The 19,193-nt window shown below is 31.1% G+C and carries 18 protein-coding genes; 12 read left to right on the top strand and 6 right to left on the bottom strand.

All coding sequences use genetic code 11. The features are described 5' to 3' along the window. Window positions 1–24: 24 nt before the first annotated feature. On the bottom strand, window positions 25–492 hold the full coding sequence (locus LG649_RS06570; RefSeq protein WP_226542456.1) for a CBS domain-containing protein: 468 nt from the start codon (window positions 490–492) through the stop codon (window positions 25–27). Window positions 493–745: 253 nt separating this feature from the next. Between LG649_RS06570 and LG649_RS06565 the strand changes: the two genes are divergently transcribed. Next, window positions 746–1,459, top strand: coding sequence for a hypothetical protein (locus tag LG649_RS06565; RefSeq protein ID WP_226542455.1), 714 nt, complete (start codon window positions 746–748; stop codon window positions 1,457–1,459). Between the two features lie 126 nt (window positions 1,460–1,585). Here LG649_RS06565 and LG649_RS06560 read toward each other — a convergent pair whose 3' ends face one another. Both LG649_RS06560 and LG649_RS06555 read right to left on the bottom strand, forming a co-directional pair. Then, a complete protein-coding gene (locus tag LG649_RS06560) occupies window positions 1,586–3,679 on the bottom strand; it encodes a M13 family metallopeptidase (RefSeq protein ID WP_226542453.1) in 2,094 nt (697 codons plus the stop codon). Window positions 3,680–3,776: 97 nt separating this feature from the next. Beyond that, window positions 3,777–4,295, bottom strand: coding sequence for a hypothetical protein (locus LG649_RS06555; RefSeq protein WP_226542451.1), 519 nt, complete (start codon window positions 4,293–4,295; stop codon window positions 3,777–3,779). A gap of 157 nt (window positions 4,296–4,452) precedes the next feature. Between LG649_RS06555 and LG649_RS06550 the strand changes: the two genes are divergently transcribed. The 8 genes from LG649_RS06550 (at window position 4,453) to LG649_RS06515 (ending at window position 12,147) form a co-directional block, all read left to right on the top strand. After that, window positions 4,453–5,406 carry an NAD-dependent epimerase/dehydratase family protein gene (locus LG649_RS06550; RefSeq protein WP_226542449.1) on the top strand — a complete coding sequence of 318 codons (954 nt, stop codon included), beginning with the start codon at window positions 4,453–4,455 and terminating at the stop codon, window positions 5,404–5,406. A gap of 62 nt (window positions 5,407–5,468) precedes the next feature. Beyond that, a complete protein-coding gene (locus LG649_RS06545; protein ID WP_226542447.1) occupies window positions 5,469–6,059 on the top strand; it encodes a HupE/UreJ family protein in 591 nt (196 codons plus the stop codon). A 245-nt stretch (window positions 6,060–6,304) separates the two neighbouring features. After that, window positions 6,305–6,736 (top strand): deoxycytidylate deaminase, encoded by a 432-nt coding sequence (locus LG649_RS06540; protein ID WP_226542445.1) that lies wholly within the window; start codon window positions 6,305–6,307, stop codon window positions 6,734–6,736. Continuing rightward, a complete protein-coding gene (locus LG649_RS06535) occupies window positions 6,736–8,325 on the top strand; it encodes a S41 family peptidase (RefSeq protein WP_226542443.1) in 1,590 nt (529 codons plus the stop codon). Before LG649_RS06540 ends, LG649_RS06535 begins: the two co-directional genes overlap by 1 nt. Before the next feature lie 47 nt (window positions 8,326–8,372). Further along, a complete protein-coding gene (locus LG649_RS06530) occupies window positions 8,373–10,145 on the top strand; it encodes a MutS-related protein (protein WP_226542441.1) in 1,773 nt (590 codons plus the stop codon). A 133-nt stretch (window positions 10,146–10,278) separates the two neighbouring features. Further along, a complete protein-coding gene (locus LG649_RS06525) occupies window positions 10,279–10,626 on the top strand; it encodes a hypothetical protein (RefSeq protein WP_226542439.1) in 348 nt (115 codons plus the stop codon). A 212-nt stretch (window positions 10,627–10,838) separates the two neighbouring features. After that, a complete protein-coding gene (locus LG649_RS06520) occupies window positions 10,839–11,315 on the top strand; it encodes a hypothetical protein (RefSeq protein WP_226542437.1) in 477 nt (158 codons plus the stop codon). Window positions 11,316–11,361: 46 nt separating this feature from the next. Further along, window positions 11,362–12,147: an amidohydrolase gene (locus LG649_RS06515; RefSeq protein WP_226542435.1), complete on the top strand. Its 786-nt coding sequence runs from the start codon at window positions 11,362–11,364 to the stop codon at window positions 12,145–12,147. Here LG649_RS06515 and LG649_RS06510 read toward each other — a convergent pair. Together LG649_RS06510 and LG649_RS06505 are read right to left on the bottom strand one after the other, a co-directional pair. Continuing rightward, on the bottom strand, window positions 12,131–13,735 hold the full coding sequence (locus LG649_RS06510) for an Ig-like domain-containing protein (RefSeq protein WP_226542433.1): 1,605 nt from the start codon (window positions 13,733–13,735) through the stop codon (window positions 12,131–12,133). The genes LG649_RS06515 and LG649_RS06510 overlap by 17 nt on opposite strands. A 61-nt stretch (window positions 13,736–13,796) precedes the next feature. Beyond that, the gene (locus LG649_RS06505) at window positions 13,797–14,474 is read right to left on the bottom strand and encodes a ComF family protein (RefSeq protein ID WP_226542431.1); all 678 of its coding nucleotides are present in this window, start codon (window positions 14,472–14,474) and stop codon (window positions 13,797–13,799) included. A 192-nt stretch (window positions 14,475–14,666) separates the two neighbouring features. Here LG649_RS06505 and LG649_RS06500 point away from each other — a divergent pair, with 192 nt between their 5' ends. Continuing rightward, on the top strand, window positions 14,667–16,211 hold the full coding sequence (locus LG649_RS06500) for a glycine--tRNA ligase (protein WP_226542429.1): 1,545 nt from the start codon (window positions 14,667–14,669) through the stop codon (window positions 16,209–16,211). 55 nt (window positions 16,212–16,266) lie between these two features. Here the strand turns inward: LG649_RS06500 and LG649_RS06495 are convergent, their stop codons facing one another. Further along, on the bottom strand, window positions 16,267–16,737 hold the full coding sequence (locus LG649_RS06495) for an Lrp/AsnC ligand binding domain-containing protein (RefSeq protein ID WP_226542428.1): 471 nt from the start codon (window positions 16,735–16,737) through the stop codon (window positions 16,267–16,269). 294 nt (window positions 16,738–17,031) lie between these two features. On the opposite strand from LG649_RS06495, the gene LG649_RS06490 reads away from it, so the two are divergent. Together LG649_RS06490 and pckA are read left to right on the top strand one after the other, a co-directional pair. After that, window positions 17,032–17,445, top strand: a complete 414-nt coding sequence (locus LG649_RS06490) for a DUF423 domain-containing protein (protein ID WP_226542426.1) — start codon at window positions 17,032–17,034, stop codon at window positions 17,443–17,445. A 46-nt stretch (window positions 17,446–17,491) separates the two neighbouring features. Continuing rightward, window positions 17,492–19,111: a phosphoenolpyruvate carboxykinase (ATP) gene (gene pckA / locus LG649_RS06485; RefSeq protein WP_226542424.1), complete on the top strand. Its 1,620-nt coding sequence runs from the start codon at window positions 17,492–17,494 to the stop codon at window positions 19,109–19,111. Window positions 19,112–19,193 lie beyond the last annotated feature (82 nt).

Below are 19,193 nucleotides of genomic sequence, written 5' to 3'. Positions count from 1 at the left end.
AAACTAGTAAGTATAACTAAAGTTTTACTTCCAATTTTGTCCTTTTAATTGCATAGCAGCTTTTAAAACATCTTTTTGGCTTATTTGCCCAACTAGTTTACCATTTTCCACAATAGGGAAACGGCGTCTTTTAGCTTCTAAAAACCGTTTTGCTGCATCAAAAATATTCATATTACCATCAATAGTTTCAACGTTTCTTGTCACATGTTTTTCAATGGTATTATCGTGCATTGGCATATTGTAATAACGGCTTTCGCTAATTTGTTTAATGCAATCGCCTTCAGAAATTACACCAATTAATTCATTCTTTTCATTTACAACAGGCCCGCCTGAAATTTTGTTTTTAATTAAAGCTTGCATAACACTTTCTATAGTTTGGTTAGGTGAAAATGTTATTAAATTTGTGCTCATGTAATCGCTTACAGTTAATGATGATTCGTTAATGGTTGCAGTTTGCATTCGCCTCGCTCCTCGAAAACTTTTAATTCCCATAATTAGTCTTTTTAAATAGTTAGTAAACATCAATATAGATATTTTTTTTTAAATTTCCTAAAAAACACCACCACAACTAATTATAAATGTGGCATTTACAAACTTCAAAACATTATTTAAACAATACATAATGTGTTTAAATTTATTTTTTCTGTTTTTGGTTTAGTTGGCTAATAAATAATTATTTAACCTACTTTTTTATTATTACCACCTCTTTTTATTAGATTTGGTTAACAGAAATCATAATAGAAAAATGAAAAAATTAATTGGAGTAATTGCATTAAGCATTACATGCAGCTTATACGCCCAAACATCTAACGACTTACTTAAACATTACGAAGCTTATTATAAACAAATGAAAGCTCAAGGCGATATACAAGGCATAATTAATGCCATGACGCATTTAAATGTTATAAAACCTGTACAAGCTAGAAAAGATACATTGGCTTACATTTATATGAGTGAAAACCAATACAGACAAGCGTTAAACACAATTGGTTTTGAAAAAAATGCATCAGACTCTGATATGGCTTTAGAAGTTAAAGCTATTTCTTTAAAAGCTTTAAAACAACCCGCTTTAGCCATAGGACATTACCAAGAAATTTTTAAACGCAACCCAAACCCATATGTAGCATACGAATTGGCCGAACTTAATATGCAAGCGCAAAACATAACTGAAGTTGAAAAACATATTAATTATGGTTTAGCAAATGCTAAAGATGATATGAAAAAAGCTTTTTTTGAAACACAACAACCTTACGAAGTACCTTTAAAAACGGCATTTATGTATTTAAACGCTTTAAACACATTTAATAAAGATAGAAAAGCGAATATTGATGCTGCTATCAATATTTTGGAAGAAGCGCTTAAAACAACTCCTAATTTTAATTTAGCCCAACTTACTAAAAACGAACTTTTACGCCAAAAACAAGAGTTACAAAACGCTACTACAGAACAAAAAAATTAAACTAGGGCTTAAAAAAAACAAAAATAGGTTATTAAAATAGTTTAAGCTTGTTATAATCTAAGTTCGACTCAGAATAACATTAACTATTTTAATAACCTATTTATATTTTAAAAACTTAATGCGTTATTACCAAATTTTAACGCGGTTTTCAGGCTTTAAGTACATACTGTCTCCTTCTTTTATATTAAAGGCTTCGTAAAAAGCATCAATATTTTTTAAAGGTTGTACTGCTCGCGTCATCCCTGGAGAATGCGGATCGGTTTTTATTCTATTTTTTAAAGCGTCATCTCTCATTTTTGTACGCCAAACGGTTGCCCAAGACATAAAGAAACGTTGTTCTGGTGTAAAACCGTCAATGTTTTCTGGTCTTCCGTTTTCTTTCATACTTAATTGTAAAGCTTCATAAGCTGCTGTAACACCTCCTAAGTCTCCAATATTTTCACCAAGGGTAAATGGCCCATTAATATGAGTTTCTGGTAATACCTCAATGGCACTATATTGATCGGCTAAAGCTTTTCCTAAGGCTTCAAATTGTTTTAAATCCTCATCGGTCCACCAGTTATTTAAATTTCCATTTTTATCGTAACGTGCACCAGAATCATCAAAACAATGTGAAATTTCATGACCAATAACAGCTCCAATACCACCATAATTTACAGCATCATCGGCTTGATAATTGTAAAATGGTGGCTGTAAAATAGCTGCAGGAAATACAATTTCGTTAAATGCTGGATTAAAATAAGCGTTTACAATTTGTGGTGCCATTCCCCATCTACTTTTATCAACAGGATTCCCTAAATCATCTAAATTTTGCTCATGGCTCCATGCACTTGCATTTAATCTGTTCTGGTAATAGCTTCCACCATTGTCTGTTCCTTTTATTTCTAAATTAGAATAATCTTTCCAATTATCTGGATAAGCAATTTTTACTTTTAAAGCTAAAAGTTTTTCAACTGCTTTAGCTTTAGTTTCACTTGTCATCCATGTTAAGTTATTAATTCTATTTTCAAAAGCTTTAATAACGTTTGCAATCATTTTTTCGGCTTTTACCTTGGCTTCTGGAGGAAATTTTTCATCTACATAAAGTTTCCCTAAAGCTTCACCAACCATTCCATTAATAGTTTGTAAAGCACGCTCATCTCTAGGGCGTTGTTTTTTTGCACCTTGTAATGTTTTACTGTAAAACTCCCAGTTTGCAGTTTCAATATCTGTACTTAATGCACCGGCGGCACCATTAAAAAGTGTCCAGCGTAAATAAGCTTTCCAGTCTTCTACTTCATTTTTAGATAAAATTTCTTGAAGTGCTTTAGTGTATTTTATATCGTTAACAATTATGGTATCTATTTTATTTACACCAATACCTTTAAAATACTCTTTCCAATTAATGGCAGGAACCATTTTTTGAAGGTCTGCAATTGAGCGCGGATTGTAACGCTTTCTTGCATCTCTACGATCCACTTTATCCATACTTGGTTCTGCTAAACGTGTCTCGAATGCTAATATATTTTTTGCTTCTTGCTTAGCATCAGTTTCATTTTCACCTAAAAACTGAAGCATTTTAGTTATGTGAGCTACATATTTATCGCGTTTTTCTTTAGAGTCTTCATCATCTTTTACATAATAGTCTCTATCTGGTAAACCTGTTCTGGCACCACCTAAATATGCAGCGTTAATATCGCTGTTTTTGGTATGGGCTCTCACATAAAAACTAAAAAAACCTCCGCCACCATTTGGTTCCATTTCAATTAAATAGTTTTGCAAATCGGTAAGGTTTTTTATTGCATTTATTTTCGATAAATAAGGCTGTATGGGTTTTATACCTTGCTCGTTTCGGCTTACCGTATCCATAATTGTTTGGTAAAGCTTTACCGCTTTATCTTGATCTGATCCTGGTATAACTTTTATCTTTTTTAGATCTTTATCGTCGCTCATTGCTGCTTTTAAAATAGCAAGTGCATCGTTATCTGTTTTTTTTCGAAGCTCGTTAAATGCGCCCCAAGTTGTACGATCGTCGGGTATTTTTGAATTTTTTAACCAAGTTCCGTTTACGTATTTAAAAAAATCGTCGCTTGGTTTTACTTCTTTGTCCATTAAAGCTAAATCAATGCCTGGCGTAGTAGGTGTTTCTACAGTTTCTTTTTTAGTTTCTGTTTTACACGAAACCAAATTTAAAACAGAACAAAACGAAGCTAAAACTAAAAGTTTTGTGTAATTTTTCATGTGTTTGTTAAAGTTAGTTTTTAATTTGACACACAATTTAAATGTTACACTTTATAACTGTTAGTTTAAATGTATTTTATTAACAAAAGTTTAAGAATTAAGGTCTGTTAATTTCTCGAGTATCGAACTCAATTTTTTTATTTAATTGAAAATTAACATTATTAAAAGCCATTAAAAATTCTTTTATAGCATCAAGAATTTCGGGTTTAGCAACCGTATCAAGATTTACTAAACTTTTTAATTTTAGCATCGTGGTTTTTAAAACCAAAATTCTGGCAGAAATACTAGGCGTATCAACGGCTTCCGGTATATTTTTTTCAAGATTTATTAAAAGTAAATTAACTTCATTTTCTTGAGTACGCAAAAAGCCTAAATCGCCTCGTTTAACCTCATTTATAATATTTTGTAACTCAAAATAAGCTTCCCAATCTTTTATTTGGTTTTCTGTTTTTGCATCCAAAGCATATTCAACAATTCTTAATTTACTTACCTCCTGCTCGCTTACAACATGTGTAAACGTGTGTTGGTGTTCTTCTAAAATAGCTTTATCAATTTTTTTTCTGCATGAATTAATCAAAAACACACATACTAAAAAAACTAGGAATTTAAATTTCATTTGATGACTTATAATTTTACTACAAATATAAAGTAATCACACTTTTAATTGTAGATTTTTAATTAACTATAACAGGTGTGTTTTTTTTGAATAAAAAATATATTATTTTGAATAAAATCTTGTTATTTTTGAGATGTTTTCATTTAAAAGATTAAAAATGAGTTCAAAAATATTAATAATTGGCGCATGTGGGCAAATTGGTTCAGAATTAACATTTAAGCTTAGAAGCATTTTTGGCGCAGAAAATGTTATTGCTAGTGATATAAATTATAAAAACGAAGCCATAGTAAATTCGGGAATTTTTGAAATTGTTGATGCCCAAGATTATGCCAGTATTAAAATTTGTATAGAAAAATATAACATTAATACTGTTTACCTAATGGCTGCTATGCTAAGTGCTACTGGAGAAAAATACCCAATGAAAGCCTGGGATTTAAACATGGCTTCACTATTTAATGTACTTAACCTAGCTAGAGCCAAATTTATAAACAAAGTATTTTGGCCTTCTAGTATTGCTGTTTTTGGGCCTACTACTCCAGTTAATTATACGCCACAATACGCGGTTATGGAGCCATCTACCGTTTATGGCATTACTAAACAAGTTGGCGAACGTTGGTGCGAATATTATTTTAATAAATATAATGTAGATGTTAGAAGTTTACGCTATCCTGGAATTATTAGCTGGAAAACTCCTCCTGGGGGAGGCACTACAGATTATGCAGTAGAAATTTACCATGAAGCTATAAAAAACAACCACTACGAATGTTTTTTAAAATCAGATACTGAATTACCTATGATGTTTATGGACGATGCCATAAAAGCAACTATTGATATTATGAAAGCGCCTTTTAATTCTATAAAAATTAGATCGTCTTACAATTTAGCCGCTATTAGTTTTACTCCAGACGATGTTAGCAATTCAATAAAAAAATATAAGCCAGATTTTACAATAACTTACAAACCCGATTTCCGACAAAATATTGCAAATAGCTGGCCTAAAAACATTAACGATTCTTATGCTAGGCAAGACTGGAAATGGAAACATACATACAACCTCGAACAAATTACCGAGGAAATGCTAACCGAACTAAATAAAACCTACAACAGCTAACTTTTTAACACAAAAGGCTTGCTTTAAATTGTATATTTGAAAAAACCCTAATTAACTTTAATATGCTTCAAAATTTTTGGTTTAATGTTGAGTATGGTATAAACCACGTACTTGATATTAACGCTTACGACCATGTTTTATTCCTTATTGTTTTAACGGTACCTTATTTGTTTAAAGACTGGAAACGTGTTTTTCTTTTAGTGTCTATGTTTACATTAGGCCACACGTTATCATTAGTTTTAGCAGCATACCAAGTAGTAAGTGTTAATGCACAAATTGTTGAGTTTTTAATTCCGGTTTCTATTTTTATTGTGGCTCTTTACAATGTGTTTACAGCTGGAAAAGGCGCACAAAAAGAAAAAGTTGGCGTTTTATTTTTATCAACCTTGTTTTTTGGCTTAGTTCATGGTTTAGGTTTTGCCCGAGAATTCCAAATGTTTCTAGGCGAATCGGATAACAAACTCGTATTACTTCTAGAGTTTGCTTTAGGTATTGAAATTGCTCAGGTTATTATTGTTTTTGTTGTCTTATTTTTAGGCTATCTAGTTCAAACCTTGTTCAGATTTTCTAAACGCGATTGGGTTATGGTATTATCTGCTATTGTTATTGGGTTGGTAATTCCTATGATTTTAAACAGCGATTATTTAGCATAAGCCTTATAAAAACTTTAACGGGTTAACATTGTATTTAAAATACTTACAACGTATATTCGTTATTGTGTTGCTGCGTTAAGGATTGAAGCGGCATCCTTTTTAAAACTTACATTATTAACACCTACAACTTTGGTTAATTTTAAAACTTTAAGTGTAAGCAAATGTTAATTTATACTGTTTTAAAAAGATATAGCGAAAAGCCTGACCGCGCCAAAAGCGTGGTAACGCCCTAATAATTAAAATAAATGCCAGAAAACAAACAGCTTAAATACGATAAAGCTTATTTAAGAATTGCTAAAGAATGGGGTAAATTATCTTACTGTAAACGTAAGCAAGTAGGCGCCATAATTGTTAAAGACCGTATGATAATATCTGATGGTTATAATGGCACACCAACCGGCTTTGAAAATTTTTGTGAAGACGACGAGGGGTACACAAAATGGTATGTTTTACATGCCGAAGCTAATGCTATTTTAAAAGTTGCTGGCTCTACGCAATCGGCTAAAGGCGCCACACTTTATATTACGTTATCGCCTTGTAGAGAGTGTAGTAAACTTATTCACCAAGCTGGTATTGTAAAAGTTGTTTATCAAAATGCTTACAAAGACGATTCTGGTTTAAAATTTTTAGAGCGTGCTGGCGTTATAATTGAACAAATTGAAGACATTACAGCTTAATGACTTACCAGAAAAAATATTTACCTTTAATTTTAGGCGCGGCTATTGCGGCAGGAATTTTTATTGGTGGAAAACTTAATTTTGCAGATTCCTCTGATAGACTTTTTACCAAAAACAGCAAAAAAGACAAACTAAATCGGCTTATAGATTACATTGAGTACGATTATGTTGATGATATTAATACTGATAGTATTGTTGATGTTACAGTAAATGGTATTTTGGAAAACCTTGATCCGCACTCGGTCTATATTCCAAAAGAAGATATGGAACGTGTTACCGAAGAAATGAAAGGCGATTTTGTTGGTATTGGTATTAGCTTTTATACATACCGCGATACTATAGCGGTTATACACGCCATAGAAAATGGCCCAAGTGCCAAAGCTGGCATAAAAGGTGGCGACCGCATTATTATGGCCAATGGAGACACTTTGTTTGGCAATAAACTTAAAGATATTGAAATTGTAAAAAAACTTAAGGGTGAAAAAAACTCGAAAGTCAACCTGAAAGTTTACCGACGTGGCGAGCCAGAATTGCTCGACTTTACAGTAAAAAGAAGTGTTATTCCTATTGCTAGTGTAGATGCAGCTTATATGCTTACAGATAAACTAGGATATATTAAAATAAACAGATTTGCCGAATCTACTTATAAAGAATTTAAAACCAGCCTAAACAAACTTAAAGCTTTAGGTGCCCAAGAAATAGCCTTAGATTTACGAGACAATCCTGGTGGTTTTTTAGGCATTGCCGAAAAAATTGTTGATGAATTTTTAGAAGATGATAAGCTTATTTTATTTACAAAAAACAAACGTGGCGATATTGAAAAAAGTTTTGCTACTAATAAAGGTGATTTTGAGGATGGAAAGGTTTACGTTTTAATTGACGAAAACAGTGCTTCGGCAAGCGAAATTGTAGCGGGCGCTTTACAGGATAACGATAAAGGAACTATTATTGGCCGTCGTTCGTATGGAAAAGGTTTAGTACAGCGTGAAATGGATTTAGGCGATGGTAGCGCCGTAAGACTAACCGTTTCTAGATACTACACCCCAACCGGACGCTCTATACAACGCCCATACGACCACGGTAACAAAGATTACTACGACGAATATTTTGATAGATTAGATAGCGGTGAGTTACTAGATCCTGAAAAAATTCATGTAGACGATTCTTTAAAATTTGTTACACCTGGTGGCAAAATTGTTTACGGTGGTGGTGGTATAATACCAGATGTTTTTGTGCCTTTAGATACTAGCATGCAAAATGAAACCTTATCATTTTTAAAACGACGTGGCTTTTTTGGTAATTTTGTTTTTGAAGAATTAGAACAAGATCGACATGCCTTTGATACTATTTCTAGACAGGAATTTATAGAAAACTACTCGGTTAACGACGATTTAGTTTTTGCTTTTCAAGACTATTTAAACCAAAGGTCTCAAGCTAAAGTAACATTTGTAGCTTATCACGACGAAGTAAAACAGCATATAAAAGCCACTATTGCAGACCAACTATATGGCAATGGCGCTTATAACGAGGTTTACAACCAAAGTGATATTATGATAGACGAGCTTATAAAACTAAGTGAAGGGCAATAAGCCATAATCTTTAACTTCCTATTTACTACTCTCTGGATATATTTTAAATGAATACACCTGTAAATTACTATAAGCAACAAATTAATGCTTATACAACCAAACTTAAACAACTTAACAATAAGCTACATGCGCTGAGTTTACTCCGCTTAATTGCTTTTATTTTTACAGCACTTGGTGTTTATTTTTATTTTGAACAATGGAAGATAGCGATTACAATTGCTGTAATTGGATTATCAGTCTTTGGCTTTTTACTCTCAAAATATACCAACTTAAAAACCGAAAGAGATTTACACAAAAATTTAGTTGATATTAATGAAGAAGAAATAAAAATTGCTTCAGGCGATTTTCACAACAGACCAAGCGGCTTAAAGTTTCAAGACCCTTCGCACTTTTATAGTTTAGATATTGATTTATTCGGAAAAGCATCTTTTTTTCAATTTATTAACCGAACTACCATAACCGAAGGTAGCGAACACCTTGCTAATACCTTAAAAGCAAATAACATTAATAATATAATTGTTAGGCAACAAGCCATACAAGAGCTTAGTAAACAACCTGAATGGCGTCAACTTTACAGTGCTACATCTAGCCTAATTAAAGCAGAAACTCCTGCTGTAAAAATAATTAATTGGTTAAAAGGCCATAAAACCTTTTTACCAAAACAAGTAAAATGGTTACCGCTAAGTTTTTCAATTTTATCCTTACTTCTATTTTTATTTACCGCAATCGGTTTAATTAATAATCCGGCATTTATTGGCTATTGGTTAATAATTGGTTTAGCTATATCTGGCATCTATTTAAAACAAATAAACAATTTAGCATCTAATACAGATAAAGTTCGAGACACCTTTAGGCAGTATGCAACTCTGCTTGATTTAATTGAAAACAAAAATTTTAAATCTGATTTATTAAAAGAAAAGCAAAAGGCCATAAAAACTAAAGAACTTAAGGCTTCAGAAATTTTTAAAAGTTTTGCAAAATCTTTAGATGCCCTAGATAATAGAAATAATTTAATTGGAGCCATTTTTGGTAATGGCTTTTTTTTAAATGATATAAAAAACGCCTATAAAATTGAACAATGGATACACACCCATGCCAATACTGTTGAAGATTGGTTTAAAGTAGTTTCATTTTTTGATGCTTACAACTCTTTAGGAAATTATGTATTTAATCATCCAGAATTTGTATTTCCAGATATTGTAAATACTAATACTACTATTAAAGCAAAAAACCTAGGACACCCACTACTCAATAAAAACAAACGTGTAAATAGCAACTTAACCTTAAATAATGATGAGTTTTTTATTGTAACAGGAGCAAACATGGCAGGTAAAAGCACTTTTTTACGTACAGTTTCACTTCATATTGTAATGGCTAATATAGGATTACCTGTTTGTGCAGAATCCAGTAAATATTCACCAATAAAGCTTATTACAAGTATGCGAACTACAGATTCGTTAACCGATGATAGTTCGTATTTTTTCTCAGAACTAACACGTCTTAAGTTTATTGTTGACACCATTAAAAACGAACGTTATTTTATTATTCTAGATGAAATTTTAAAAGGCACAAATAGTACAGATAAAGCTATTGGATCTAAAAAGTTTGTTGAAAAACTAGTGGCATCAAAAGCAACTGGAATAATTGCTACACACGATTTAAGTTTGTGCGAAATCAAGAACCAATTACCACAGGTAAAAAACTACTACTTTGATGCCGAAATAGTAAACAACGAACTCTACTTCGATTATAAATTAAAACAAGGCATCTGCCAAAACATGAATGCCTCATTTTTATTAAAGAAAATGGAAATTGTATAAAACAAGGTTATCTACAGATTAATAAAGCTTAATCGACACTTCTGTTCCATTAACCGAAAGTTATCAAAATAATTTAGACTTCTACATTAATTTTGCATTATCAACATCAAATTAATCCAAAGTTTATTGCCCCATGATGTCTTATTACGTTATTTCTGTTTTAATTTTTCTTTACACCATAATAGCATTAACACTTGCTATAAAGTTGTTTCTGTTGCAGAAAAAATCAAGTGATCTTGAAACTATAACCACATCAAACAATACACCTATAGACCTCAACTACAAAAAATTAACATTTAAATTACAAACTATAGATTTTATTGAAAACCTAGAAAGTTTAAACGATTGCTCATCTTGCCATTTGGCTTCTAAAAACCAATGCGACAATAGTTGTGTTTATAAATTAAACGACATTTTAGAGGTTAAATTAAAATTGAGAGCAGAAGTTAATTCTATGCTAAATTCTAAAATAGCAAGCTAAAAACCTACGAGTACACAAAACAACCTTTTTTGCCCCAAATAATAAATCGTTATTTTATTTTAGTTAAAATAACGATTTACTTTTTTTAATATCAAACACATAGCGAACCACAAACCTTTTAATTTTACTTAATTAAAAATATTTTTTGTTTATGGAGTAACTTTTTTAGTAGTATCGTGTCCTAACGGAAACAATAAAATTAATTAGTACTTATGAAATACCTAATGTTAGCCCTTTGTTTAAGCTTTAGTTTGGCTATAAACGCACAAAAAGTAAAAGTGAATAAGCAAAATTTTGAAGTAAAAGGTGATCGAATTTTTAATGAAGGAAAAGATGTTACTGAAACACTTTCCGTTGAAAACAAAAATGCTATTAAAAAAGCCATTGAAAACAAAAAAGAAGCTGAATTAGCAAAACAAAACGAAAAAGCTAAAAAGGAAGCTAAAAAAATTGAAAAACAAGAAAAAGCTGCCGAAAATAAACGTAAAAAGGCTGAAAAAACATTAGCAAAAAAAGAAAAAGCACAGGCTAACTTCGATAAAGCTAAAAACAACTTAGAAAAAGCACAAAAAAAACGAACAAAACTTAAAGAAAAAGGGAAACTATCTCCAGTTGATGAAGCTAAATGGGATAAAAAAATCGGCAGTTTAGAGGAAAAAGTAGAAAAAACTAAAAAGAAATTAAAATAATTAGTTATAAACACTTTTTTTAGCGCTATTTTGAGAAATTTGTAATATGCAAAAACACCTTGAAATAGCGCTAATTCAATTAGATTTAATTTGGGAAAACTCCGAAAAAAATCGGAACCAAATTACGAGCTACATTAAAAACCTTCCTGAAAATGTAGATTTGGTGGTATTACCCGAAATGTTTACCACGGGTTTTAGTATGAATGCCAAAAACATTGCTGAAACTATGCAAGGCAAAACCGTTTCATGGATGCAGCAACTGGCAATAAAACAAAATATTGCTATTACAGGAAGCATTGTTATTACCGAAAATACCAACTTTTATAATCGCTTAATTTTTGCAGAACCAAACGGTAATTTAAAACTTTACAATAAGCGACATACTTTTACCTTTGCTAACGAAGACAAAACTTATACAGCTGGACACGAAAAACTAATAATTAACTACAAAGGCTGGAAAATATGCCCTTTAATATGTTATGATTTGCGTTTCCCCGTTTGGGCAAGAAATATTGAAGACTATGATGTTTTAATATATGTTGCTAACTGGCCAAAACCCAGAATAAATGCATGGGATACGCTCTTAAAAGCACGAGCTATTGAAAACATGAGTTATTGCATTGGAGTAAATCGTGTAGGTAATGATGCGTTAAATAATGAATATTGCGGCCATTCGGCTGTTTATAATGTTTTAGGCAACTCAGTTGCCACATTTAACCCTAATGAAGCAGGTGCAAAGACAGTAACTTTAAGCAAAAGTCACCTAAAAAATTATCGCAATAAATTTAAATTTTTAAACGATAAAGATTTATTTACTATTCAGGAAAAGTGAGAGTTTCTTCTATTCCCCAATCTGCCCTAACTTCAATTTCTTTAAAATAATAAACCTCTTCTGGCTGTGTTTTTTTTAGAAATACTCCTGGATCGTACTTTCGGTTTCCATTAGCATCAAAAATAACACGTATAGAATATTTACTTGGAGTTAAGTTATAAATTTCAATAGGCTTATCTATATCTGCAAATCGCTCTATTTTTGTTTCACCTTTATTATCTGTAAGCTGCAAAATTATAGGAAACTTTGCGTTTACTAGGGTAAATCTTGCGTAACCATAATCCGATTCTTTTTTTGTATTAACTACATACTTTAAAGAATCGTTGGTATTATCAAAAAAATCGGTAAAAGCTTCAGGTAAAACTTCAATATTATATTTGTTTTCGTAGGTTTTATCGAACGCTATATTGTAAATATTAGTTAGTGTATCAAAACTGGTTTTAAAAGCTACACTTGCCGAATCTTTATCCATTATAGAAATTTTAGAATCGTCAAATTTATAAAAGGGTACACTTCCAAAAATTTTAAAGTCTTCATCTAAAGCTATTTCTCCTGAAGGGTATTTTTTTAATAACAATGAATCTCGTTTTTGCTCGCTTAACCTTGCCGTGAATTCTTTTTCGTAATCGTTATTTGTTACTTTAAATATAAGTGAATCTGCTTCTAACCTTGGTTTATACCAATAATATAACGTATCGGTTAATTCATCTTTAGTAATTCTATATTCAAAATCTTCTGGTGTTTCAGTAACCAAATCAATTTTCATGTTTTTAGAACTACCTTCATATCCAAAAGCTATTTTTTCTCCAGAAAACAAACGTGGTCTTGAGGGTTTAAAATTTACAGACTCTGCAAACATTTTAATAGTATAACTACTATCGTTAGGTACGGTTATAAACTCTTTATAAAAACCTATTTTATCTGTTTTCTGTTGAAATTTATTATCGCTATTATTATCCTTTAATGCTACAAGTAAGTATTTTCCAGCCTTTAAGTTTTCTATAGAAAATGTTGTTAAACTATCTAAAGTGTTTGTTATATACTTTGGCACTTCGTTATACACAATTGAATCTGTGTAGGTTGAGTCTACCTCGTATAAACCCACATTTACAAAAGTTTCTGGCTTTTTATTAAATGCATCAATTATTTTTCCTTTTACACTTAAAGAATCTATGTAATCTCCAGTAGAAAACACATAACGATAGTATGAAAACGGGTTACCTTCATTATAATCTTCAATACTATTTCCAAAATTAAAGGCGTAAGTGGTGTTAGGTTGTAAGGTGTCTTTTATTGTAATTAAAATTTTTTTACTCGCCGAACTTTGTGGTGATATGTCTGGCTTATGCTTCATTGGTGGAGAAATAATAAGCTGTTTATCAATATTATTAATTTTTATGTATTCGTTAAATACAATTTCTATTTGATTTCCTTTAAAGTTAGTTGTATAATTTTTCGGGGTAGATTTTATAATTTCTGGAGGTGCTTCATCTTTAGGCCCTCCGCTAGGTGTACCTCTATTTGCACAACTTACAAGAAAAGACCCAATAAAAAACGTTAAAAATAACTGGCGCAATGTATTATTCATCTAAACAATTAATTTTTTTTTACAAACCTACATAAATTTAAAATTAAAACGCTAAAATTGACTAAGCTATTGCCATAGTAACAACACTAATTTTTAAATTTTCAATTGTATTTAAAACATTAATACACGCCTCAAGTGTGGCACCTGTAGTAATAACATCGTCAACTAATAATACATGTTTATTTTTAAGCTTTTTGGTATGTTGTAAAGCAAATAACTGCTGCCCTTCTTGCCATCGTAAAATTCTATTTTTAGCTGTTTGAGATTTTGTATTTGTAATTTTTATTAAAACATCGCTATAATATTCTGCATCAATATTTTCTGCAATTTGTATTGCAAATTTTGCTACTTGATTGTAGCCCCTATTTTTAAGTTTTTTTCTGTGTAATGGCACAGGAACTACCGCATCTATATTTTGGTAACTATTTATTGTACTAAGCTCGTTTCCTAACCAGTTACCCAACACAACACCAATGGATTCGTAACCTTTATATTTTAATCCATACATAAGTTGTTGTACCAAGCCCCCTTTTTCATACCTAAAAAGGGCTGTTCCATTTTCAATTTTTGCACGACCATAAAATACCTTTTTTACAGCATCATTGTTATTAAAATGAAAATTGGTTACTGGCAAGTCGTGCCTACAAGAAGTACAAATAGTATGTTCATTATCGTTAAGTAAACTGTAACAAGCGTAACAAACTTCTGGAAAAAATAAGTTTACAAGACTTTTAATCATAATGTTTGGCATTAACCACAAGAAATTTAACTTTACTAAAACATTTCTTTTGTACTATCTTTTATTTATTGAAATGTTCAAAAAAAAAATATTTAAGCATCAAGTATTTAAATATAAATAATAATTCATGAATTTGTAGCAAATTTTAATAAAGAACCGTTATAGTTTATTCGGGTTTTATATTTTTGCAGAATGGCAAATCAAGACGATCAATTTAAAAAAGTTATATCGCATGCAAAGGAATACGGATATGTATTTCAAAGCAGCGAAATTTACGACGGTTTAAGCGCCGTTTACGACTATGCGCAAAATGGTGCTGAATTAAAGAAAAATATTCGCGACTACTGGTGGAAAGCCATGGTGCAAATGAACGAAAATATTGTAGGTATTGATGCTGCAATTTTTATGCATCCAACTACATGGAAAGCTTCTGGGCATGTTGATGCTTTTAACGATCCTTTAATTGATAATAAAGATTCTAAAAAACGCTATCGCGCCGATGTTTTAATTGAAGACTACTGTGCTAAAATTGAAACAAAAATTGAAAAAGAGGTTAAAAAAGCTGAAAAACGCTTTGGAGAAGCTTTTAATAAAGAAGAATTTTTAAGCACTAATGGGCGTGTTTTAGGCTATCAAGAAAAAATAAACACTATCCTTTCTAGGATGGCAAAGTCTTTAGAAAATGAAGATTTAGCCGATGTTAAAGCCTTAATAGAAGAATTAGAAATTGCCGACCCCTTAACAGGAAGCAAAAACTGGACAGACGTTAAGCAGTTTAACCTTATGTTTGGAACCAAACTTGGAGCTTCTGCCGAAAGTGCAATGGATTTATACTTGCGTCCAGAAACCGCTCAAGGTATTTTTGTTAACTTTTTAAATGTGCAAAAAACTGGCCGAATGAAAATTCCGTTTGGTATTGCACAAACGGGTAAAGCTTTTAGAAACGAAATTGTTGCCAGACAATTTATTTTTAGAATGCGTGAATTCGAACAAATGGAAATGCAATTTTTCATTAAACCAGGTACACAAAAAGAATGGTACGAACACTGGAAAGAAACGCGTTTAAAATGGCATTTAAGTTTAGGCATGGGTGCAGATAATTACCGTTTTCACGACCATGAAAAATTAGCACATTACGCTGATGCAGCAGCCGATATTGAGTTTAAATTTCCTTTTGGTTTTAAAGAACTAGAAGGTATACACTCTCGCACAGATTTTGATTTAAAAGCACACGAGGAATACTCTGGTAAAAAACTTCAGTATTTTGATCATGAAGAAAACGCTAGCTACACACCGTATGTTTTAGAAACCTCAATTGGTTTAGATAGAATGTTTTTAGCAGTATTTTCAAATTCCTTACAAGAAGAAGAACTTGAAAATGGTACTACTAGAACCGTTTTAAAATTACCTAGTGTTTTAGCACCTGTAAAAGCAGCCATTTTACCTTTGGTTAAAAAAGATGGATTACCAGAAATAGCTAGAAAAATAGTTGAAGATTTAAAATGGGATTTTAATGTAATTTATGATGAAAAAGATGCCGTTGGCCGTCGCTATAGAAGACAAGATGCTAATGGAACACCATTTTGCATAACTGTAGATCATGATACTTTAGAAGATAACACGGTTACTATTCGTCATAGAGATTCAATGGAGCAAGAACGCGTTAAAATTGAAGATTTACGTAATATAATCAAACAAGATGTTGATGTGCGTAACTGGCTCATGAAAATGAAATAACAAACGTTTATTACCTTATAAAAAAACCGAGTTGTATAACTCGGTTTTTTTATATCTAAATTTTTACTTGTCTGTCAATTTGTTGTTCCAGTGAAATTAACGATTCTGTTCTAGACACACCATTTATAGGCTGAATTTCTTTATTTAATAATTTCATTAAATGGTTATTATCTAAACTCAAAACTTTTATAAATAAGCTATAATTTCCAGTTGTGTAATGGCACTCTACAACTTCGGGTATGCTCTTTAGTGCGTTTATTACACTATCGCTATCTGCAGCCTTATCTAAATATATACCTACAAAAGCAAGAGTAGAAAACCCTAAAATTTTAGGGTCAATTACAAATTTTGATCCTGCCAATAGTTTTGATTGTTCTAACTTACGAAGCCTTTGATGAATTGCTGCTCCCGAAATTCCAACATTACGAGCAATTTCTAAAATAGGAGTTCTTGCATCTTGCATTAAAGCTCTAAGTATTTTTTTATCAATACCATCTATTGTAATAGTCTTGGTTTTTTTCTTCATTATAATTAAAACTTAAACATAAAGGTATATATTTTGTTTTAATTTGAAAGTAAAACACTATTTAACATGAACATAAAAACGAATATCATAAAAATTAACCTATTTTATTAATCTCTTTCTTTTAAAAAGAAGCTGTAATTTAAATTATGTTAAGTTATTTATTAATATAAATGGGCTTTTTTAATTTTATTAAACCTATATAAAACACTTCAATGTTACGTTCGAGTTATTTAATTTTGTAATAAACTAATAAATTTTTTAATAAAACAGTTTATTATAAACACTTCACAAAAAATGACTCGAAAAATTATAATAACAGGAGCTTTATTTGGTTTAATAAGTATTGTTTTAGGTGCTTTTGGGGCTCACGGACTTAAAAATTTAATATCGTCTGATTCTATACAAACCTTCGAAACTGGTGTAAAGTATCAAATGTATCATGCACTTCTATTGCTATTTATCGCCAACACTAATTATATCAGCCAAAAAACAAAAACCATTATATTTTACCTAATTTTAGTTGGTACAATATTTTTCTCAGGATCTATTTATGCACTCGCAACAAATACTCTTTCTAGTTTTAACTTTAAAACTATAGGATTTATTACTCCCATTGGTGGCATGTTTTTAATTTTAGCATGGGGCTTAATGCTTATAGCTTTTTTAAAAAATTCTCAAAATAAACAATCGTTTAAAGAGAATAATTAATTTATTGTTTTAATTTTGTTTATATAATTTAATTTACCAACAAACCATGGATAACAAAACCGAACTTACGAAAACGATTTCGCTAAAGAAATATGGTATAAATAACACTAAAATAAATTACCAATTAACACCAGAAGAATTACATAATATAACTGTAGAAAACAACTTAGGAACTACCACCAATACTGGAGCATTAGCTGTAAACACTGGAGAATTTACAGGACGATCTCCTAAAGATAGATTTATTGTTAAAGATATTATAACAGAAGATAAAATTTGGTGGGGAGATATAAATATTCCTTTTGATTCTAATCATTTTGATTCATTATACAAAAAAGTAACTACATACCTTTCTGGCAAAGAACAACTATATGTAAGAGATTGCTATGCTTGTGCCGATAAAAATTATAAATTAAATATTAGAGTAATTAACGAGTACCCATGGAGCAATCAATTTGCATACAATATGTTTTTGCGTTTAAATGACGATGAACTAGAAAACTTTACACCCGAATGGACTATTGTTAATGCGCCTAGTTTTATGGCAAACCCAAAAGAAGACCACACACGACAACATAACTTTGCCATTTTAAATTTCACAAAAAAAATAGCATTAATTGGCGGAACTGGTTATACCGGAGAAATTAAAAAAGGTATTTTTTCTGCTTTAAACTTTATTTTACCCGTTTACAAGCAGACTTTACCTATGCATTGTAGTGCCAATGTTGGTAAAAATGGAGATACAGCCATATTTTTTGGATTATCGGGTACTGGAAAAACAACCCTATCTACAGATCCGAATAGAAGTTTAATTGGTGATGATGAACATGGTTGGACTAAAGAAAATACAGTGTTTAATTTTGAAGGTGGTTGTTATGCCAAAGTAATTAACTTATCAAAAGAAAAAGAACCTGAAATTTTTAACGCCATTAAAAAAGGTGCTATTCTTGAAAATGTTATCCTTGATGATACTGGTGAGGTAGATTTCTCTAACACTTCAATAACACAAAATACAAGAGTAAGCTACCCTATTAATCATATAGAAAATATCCAAAGCCCTTCTATAGGTAATAATCCAAAAAATATTTTCTTTTTAACCGCAGATGCTTTTGGTGTAATTCCTCCAATATCTAAATTAACACCAAGTCAAGCCGCATATCATTTTATATCTGGCTATACTGCAAAAGTTGCAGGAACAGAAGCTGGTGTTGTAGAGCCAGTACCATCTTTTTCTGCATGCTTTGGTGCACCATTTATGCCTTTACATCCATCAAAATACGCTGAAATGTTAAGTAAAAAAATGGTTGAAGCCGGAGTAAATGTATGGTTAGTAAACACAGGATGGACTGGTGGACCTTATGGGGTTGGTAAACGCATGGAGTTAAAATATACACGAGCCATGATTAATGCCGTTTTAAATGGCGATTTAGGTTTATACAATTACGATAATTATCATATACATTCTGTTTTTGGAGTAGCACAACCTCGATCTTGTCCTGGAGTACCAACCAATGTACTTAGCCCAAGAAAAACTTGGAATAATGATGAGGCGTATTACACTACAGCATTTAAGTTAACTAATGCTTTTAGAGAAAATTTTAAAAAATATGAAGCTTTTTGTAGTGAAGAAATTCGCAGAGGCGGGCCGCAACGATACGCATTTTAAAAGCCCAATAAAAAAGGTGAAATTAAAATTTCACCTTTTTTATTTATCTATTTTAATTAAAGATTTAACATAATAAAATTCA

Origin of the sequence: Neotamlana laminarinivorans, assembly GCF_020523925.1 — a bacterium.
Taxonomy (GTDB): domain Bacteria; phylum Bacteroidota; class Bacteroidia; order Flavobacteriales; family Flavobacteriaceae; genus Neotamlana; species Neotamlana laminarinivorans.
Note: the sequence above shows the minus strand (reverse complement) of the source record. Positions and strands in the feature narration are given on the sequence as shown.

Bases quoted from the DNA above. Each gene is read 5' to 3' on its own strand.
- LG649_RS06505 (WP_226542431.1), bottom strand. From the start codon at position 14,474: ATGATTAAAAGTCTTGTAAACTTATTTTTTCCAGAAGTTTGTTACGCT.
- LG649_RS06490 (WP_226542426.1), top strand. From the start codon at position 17,032: ATGACTCGAAAAATTATAATAACAGGAGCTTTATTTGGTTTAATAAGT.
- LG649_RS06515 (WP_226542435.1), top strand. From the start codon at position 11,362: ATGCAAAAACACCTTGAAATAGCGCTAATTCAATTAGATTTAATTTGG.
- LG649_RS06565 (WP_226542455.1), top strand. From the start codon at position 746: ATGAAAAAATTAATTGGAGTAATTGCATTAAGCATTACATGCAGCTTA.
- LG649_RS06530 (WP_226542441.1), top strand. From the start codon at position 8,373: ATGAATACACCTGTAAATTACTATAAGCAACAAATTAATGCTTATACA.
- LG649_RS06550 (WP_226542449.1), top strand. From the start codon at position 4,453: ATGAGTTCAAAAATATTAATAATTGGCGCATGTGGGCAAATTGGTTCA.
- LG649_RS06510 (WP_226542433.1), bottom strand. From the start codon at position 13,735: ATGAATAATACATTGCGCCAGTTATTTTTAACGTTTTTTATTGGGTCT.
- LG649_RS06570 (WP_226542456.1), bottom strand. From the start codon at position 492: ATGGGAATTAAAAGTTTTCGAGGAGCGAGGCGAATGCAAACTGCAACC.
- LG649_RS06540 (WP_226542445.1), top strand. From the start codon at position 6,305: ATGCCAGAAAACAAACAGCTTAAATACGATAAAGCTTATTTAAGAATT.
- LG649_RS06495 (WP_226542428.1), bottom strand. From the start codon at position 16,737: ATGAAGAAAAAAACCAAGACTATTACAATAGATGGTATTGATAAAAAA.
- pckA (WP_226542424.1), top strand. From the start codon at position 17,492: ATGGATAACAAAACCGAACTTACGAAAACGATTTCGCTAAAGAAATAT.
- LG649_RS06500 (WP_226542429.1), top strand. From the start codon at position 14,667: ATGGCAAATCAAGACGATCAATTTAAAAAAGTTATATCGCATGCAAAG.
- LG649_RS06555 (WP_226542451.1), bottom strand. From the start codon at position 4,295: ATGAAATTTAAATTCCTAGTTTTTTTAGTATGTGTGTTTTTGATTAAT.
- LG649_RS06545 (WP_226542447.1), top strand. From the start codon at position 5,469: ATGCTTCAAAATTTTTGGTTTAATGTTGAGTATGGTATAAACCACGTA.
- LG649_RS06560 (WP_226542453.1), bottom strand. From the start codon at position 3,679: ATGAAAAATTACACAAAACTTTTAGTTTTAGCTTCGTTTTGTTCTGTT.
- LG649_RS06520 (WP_226542437.1), top strand. From the start codon at position 10,839: ATGAAATACCTAATGTTAGCCCTTTGTTTAAGCTTTAGTTTGGCTATA.
- LG649_RS06535 (WP_226542443.1), top strand. From the start codon at position 6,736: ATGACTTACCAGAAAAAATATTTACCTTTAATTTTAGGCGCGGCTATT.
- LG649_RS06525 (WP_226542439.1), top strand. From the start codon at position 10,279: ATGATGTCTTATTACGTTATTTCTGTTTTAATTTTTCTTTACACCATA.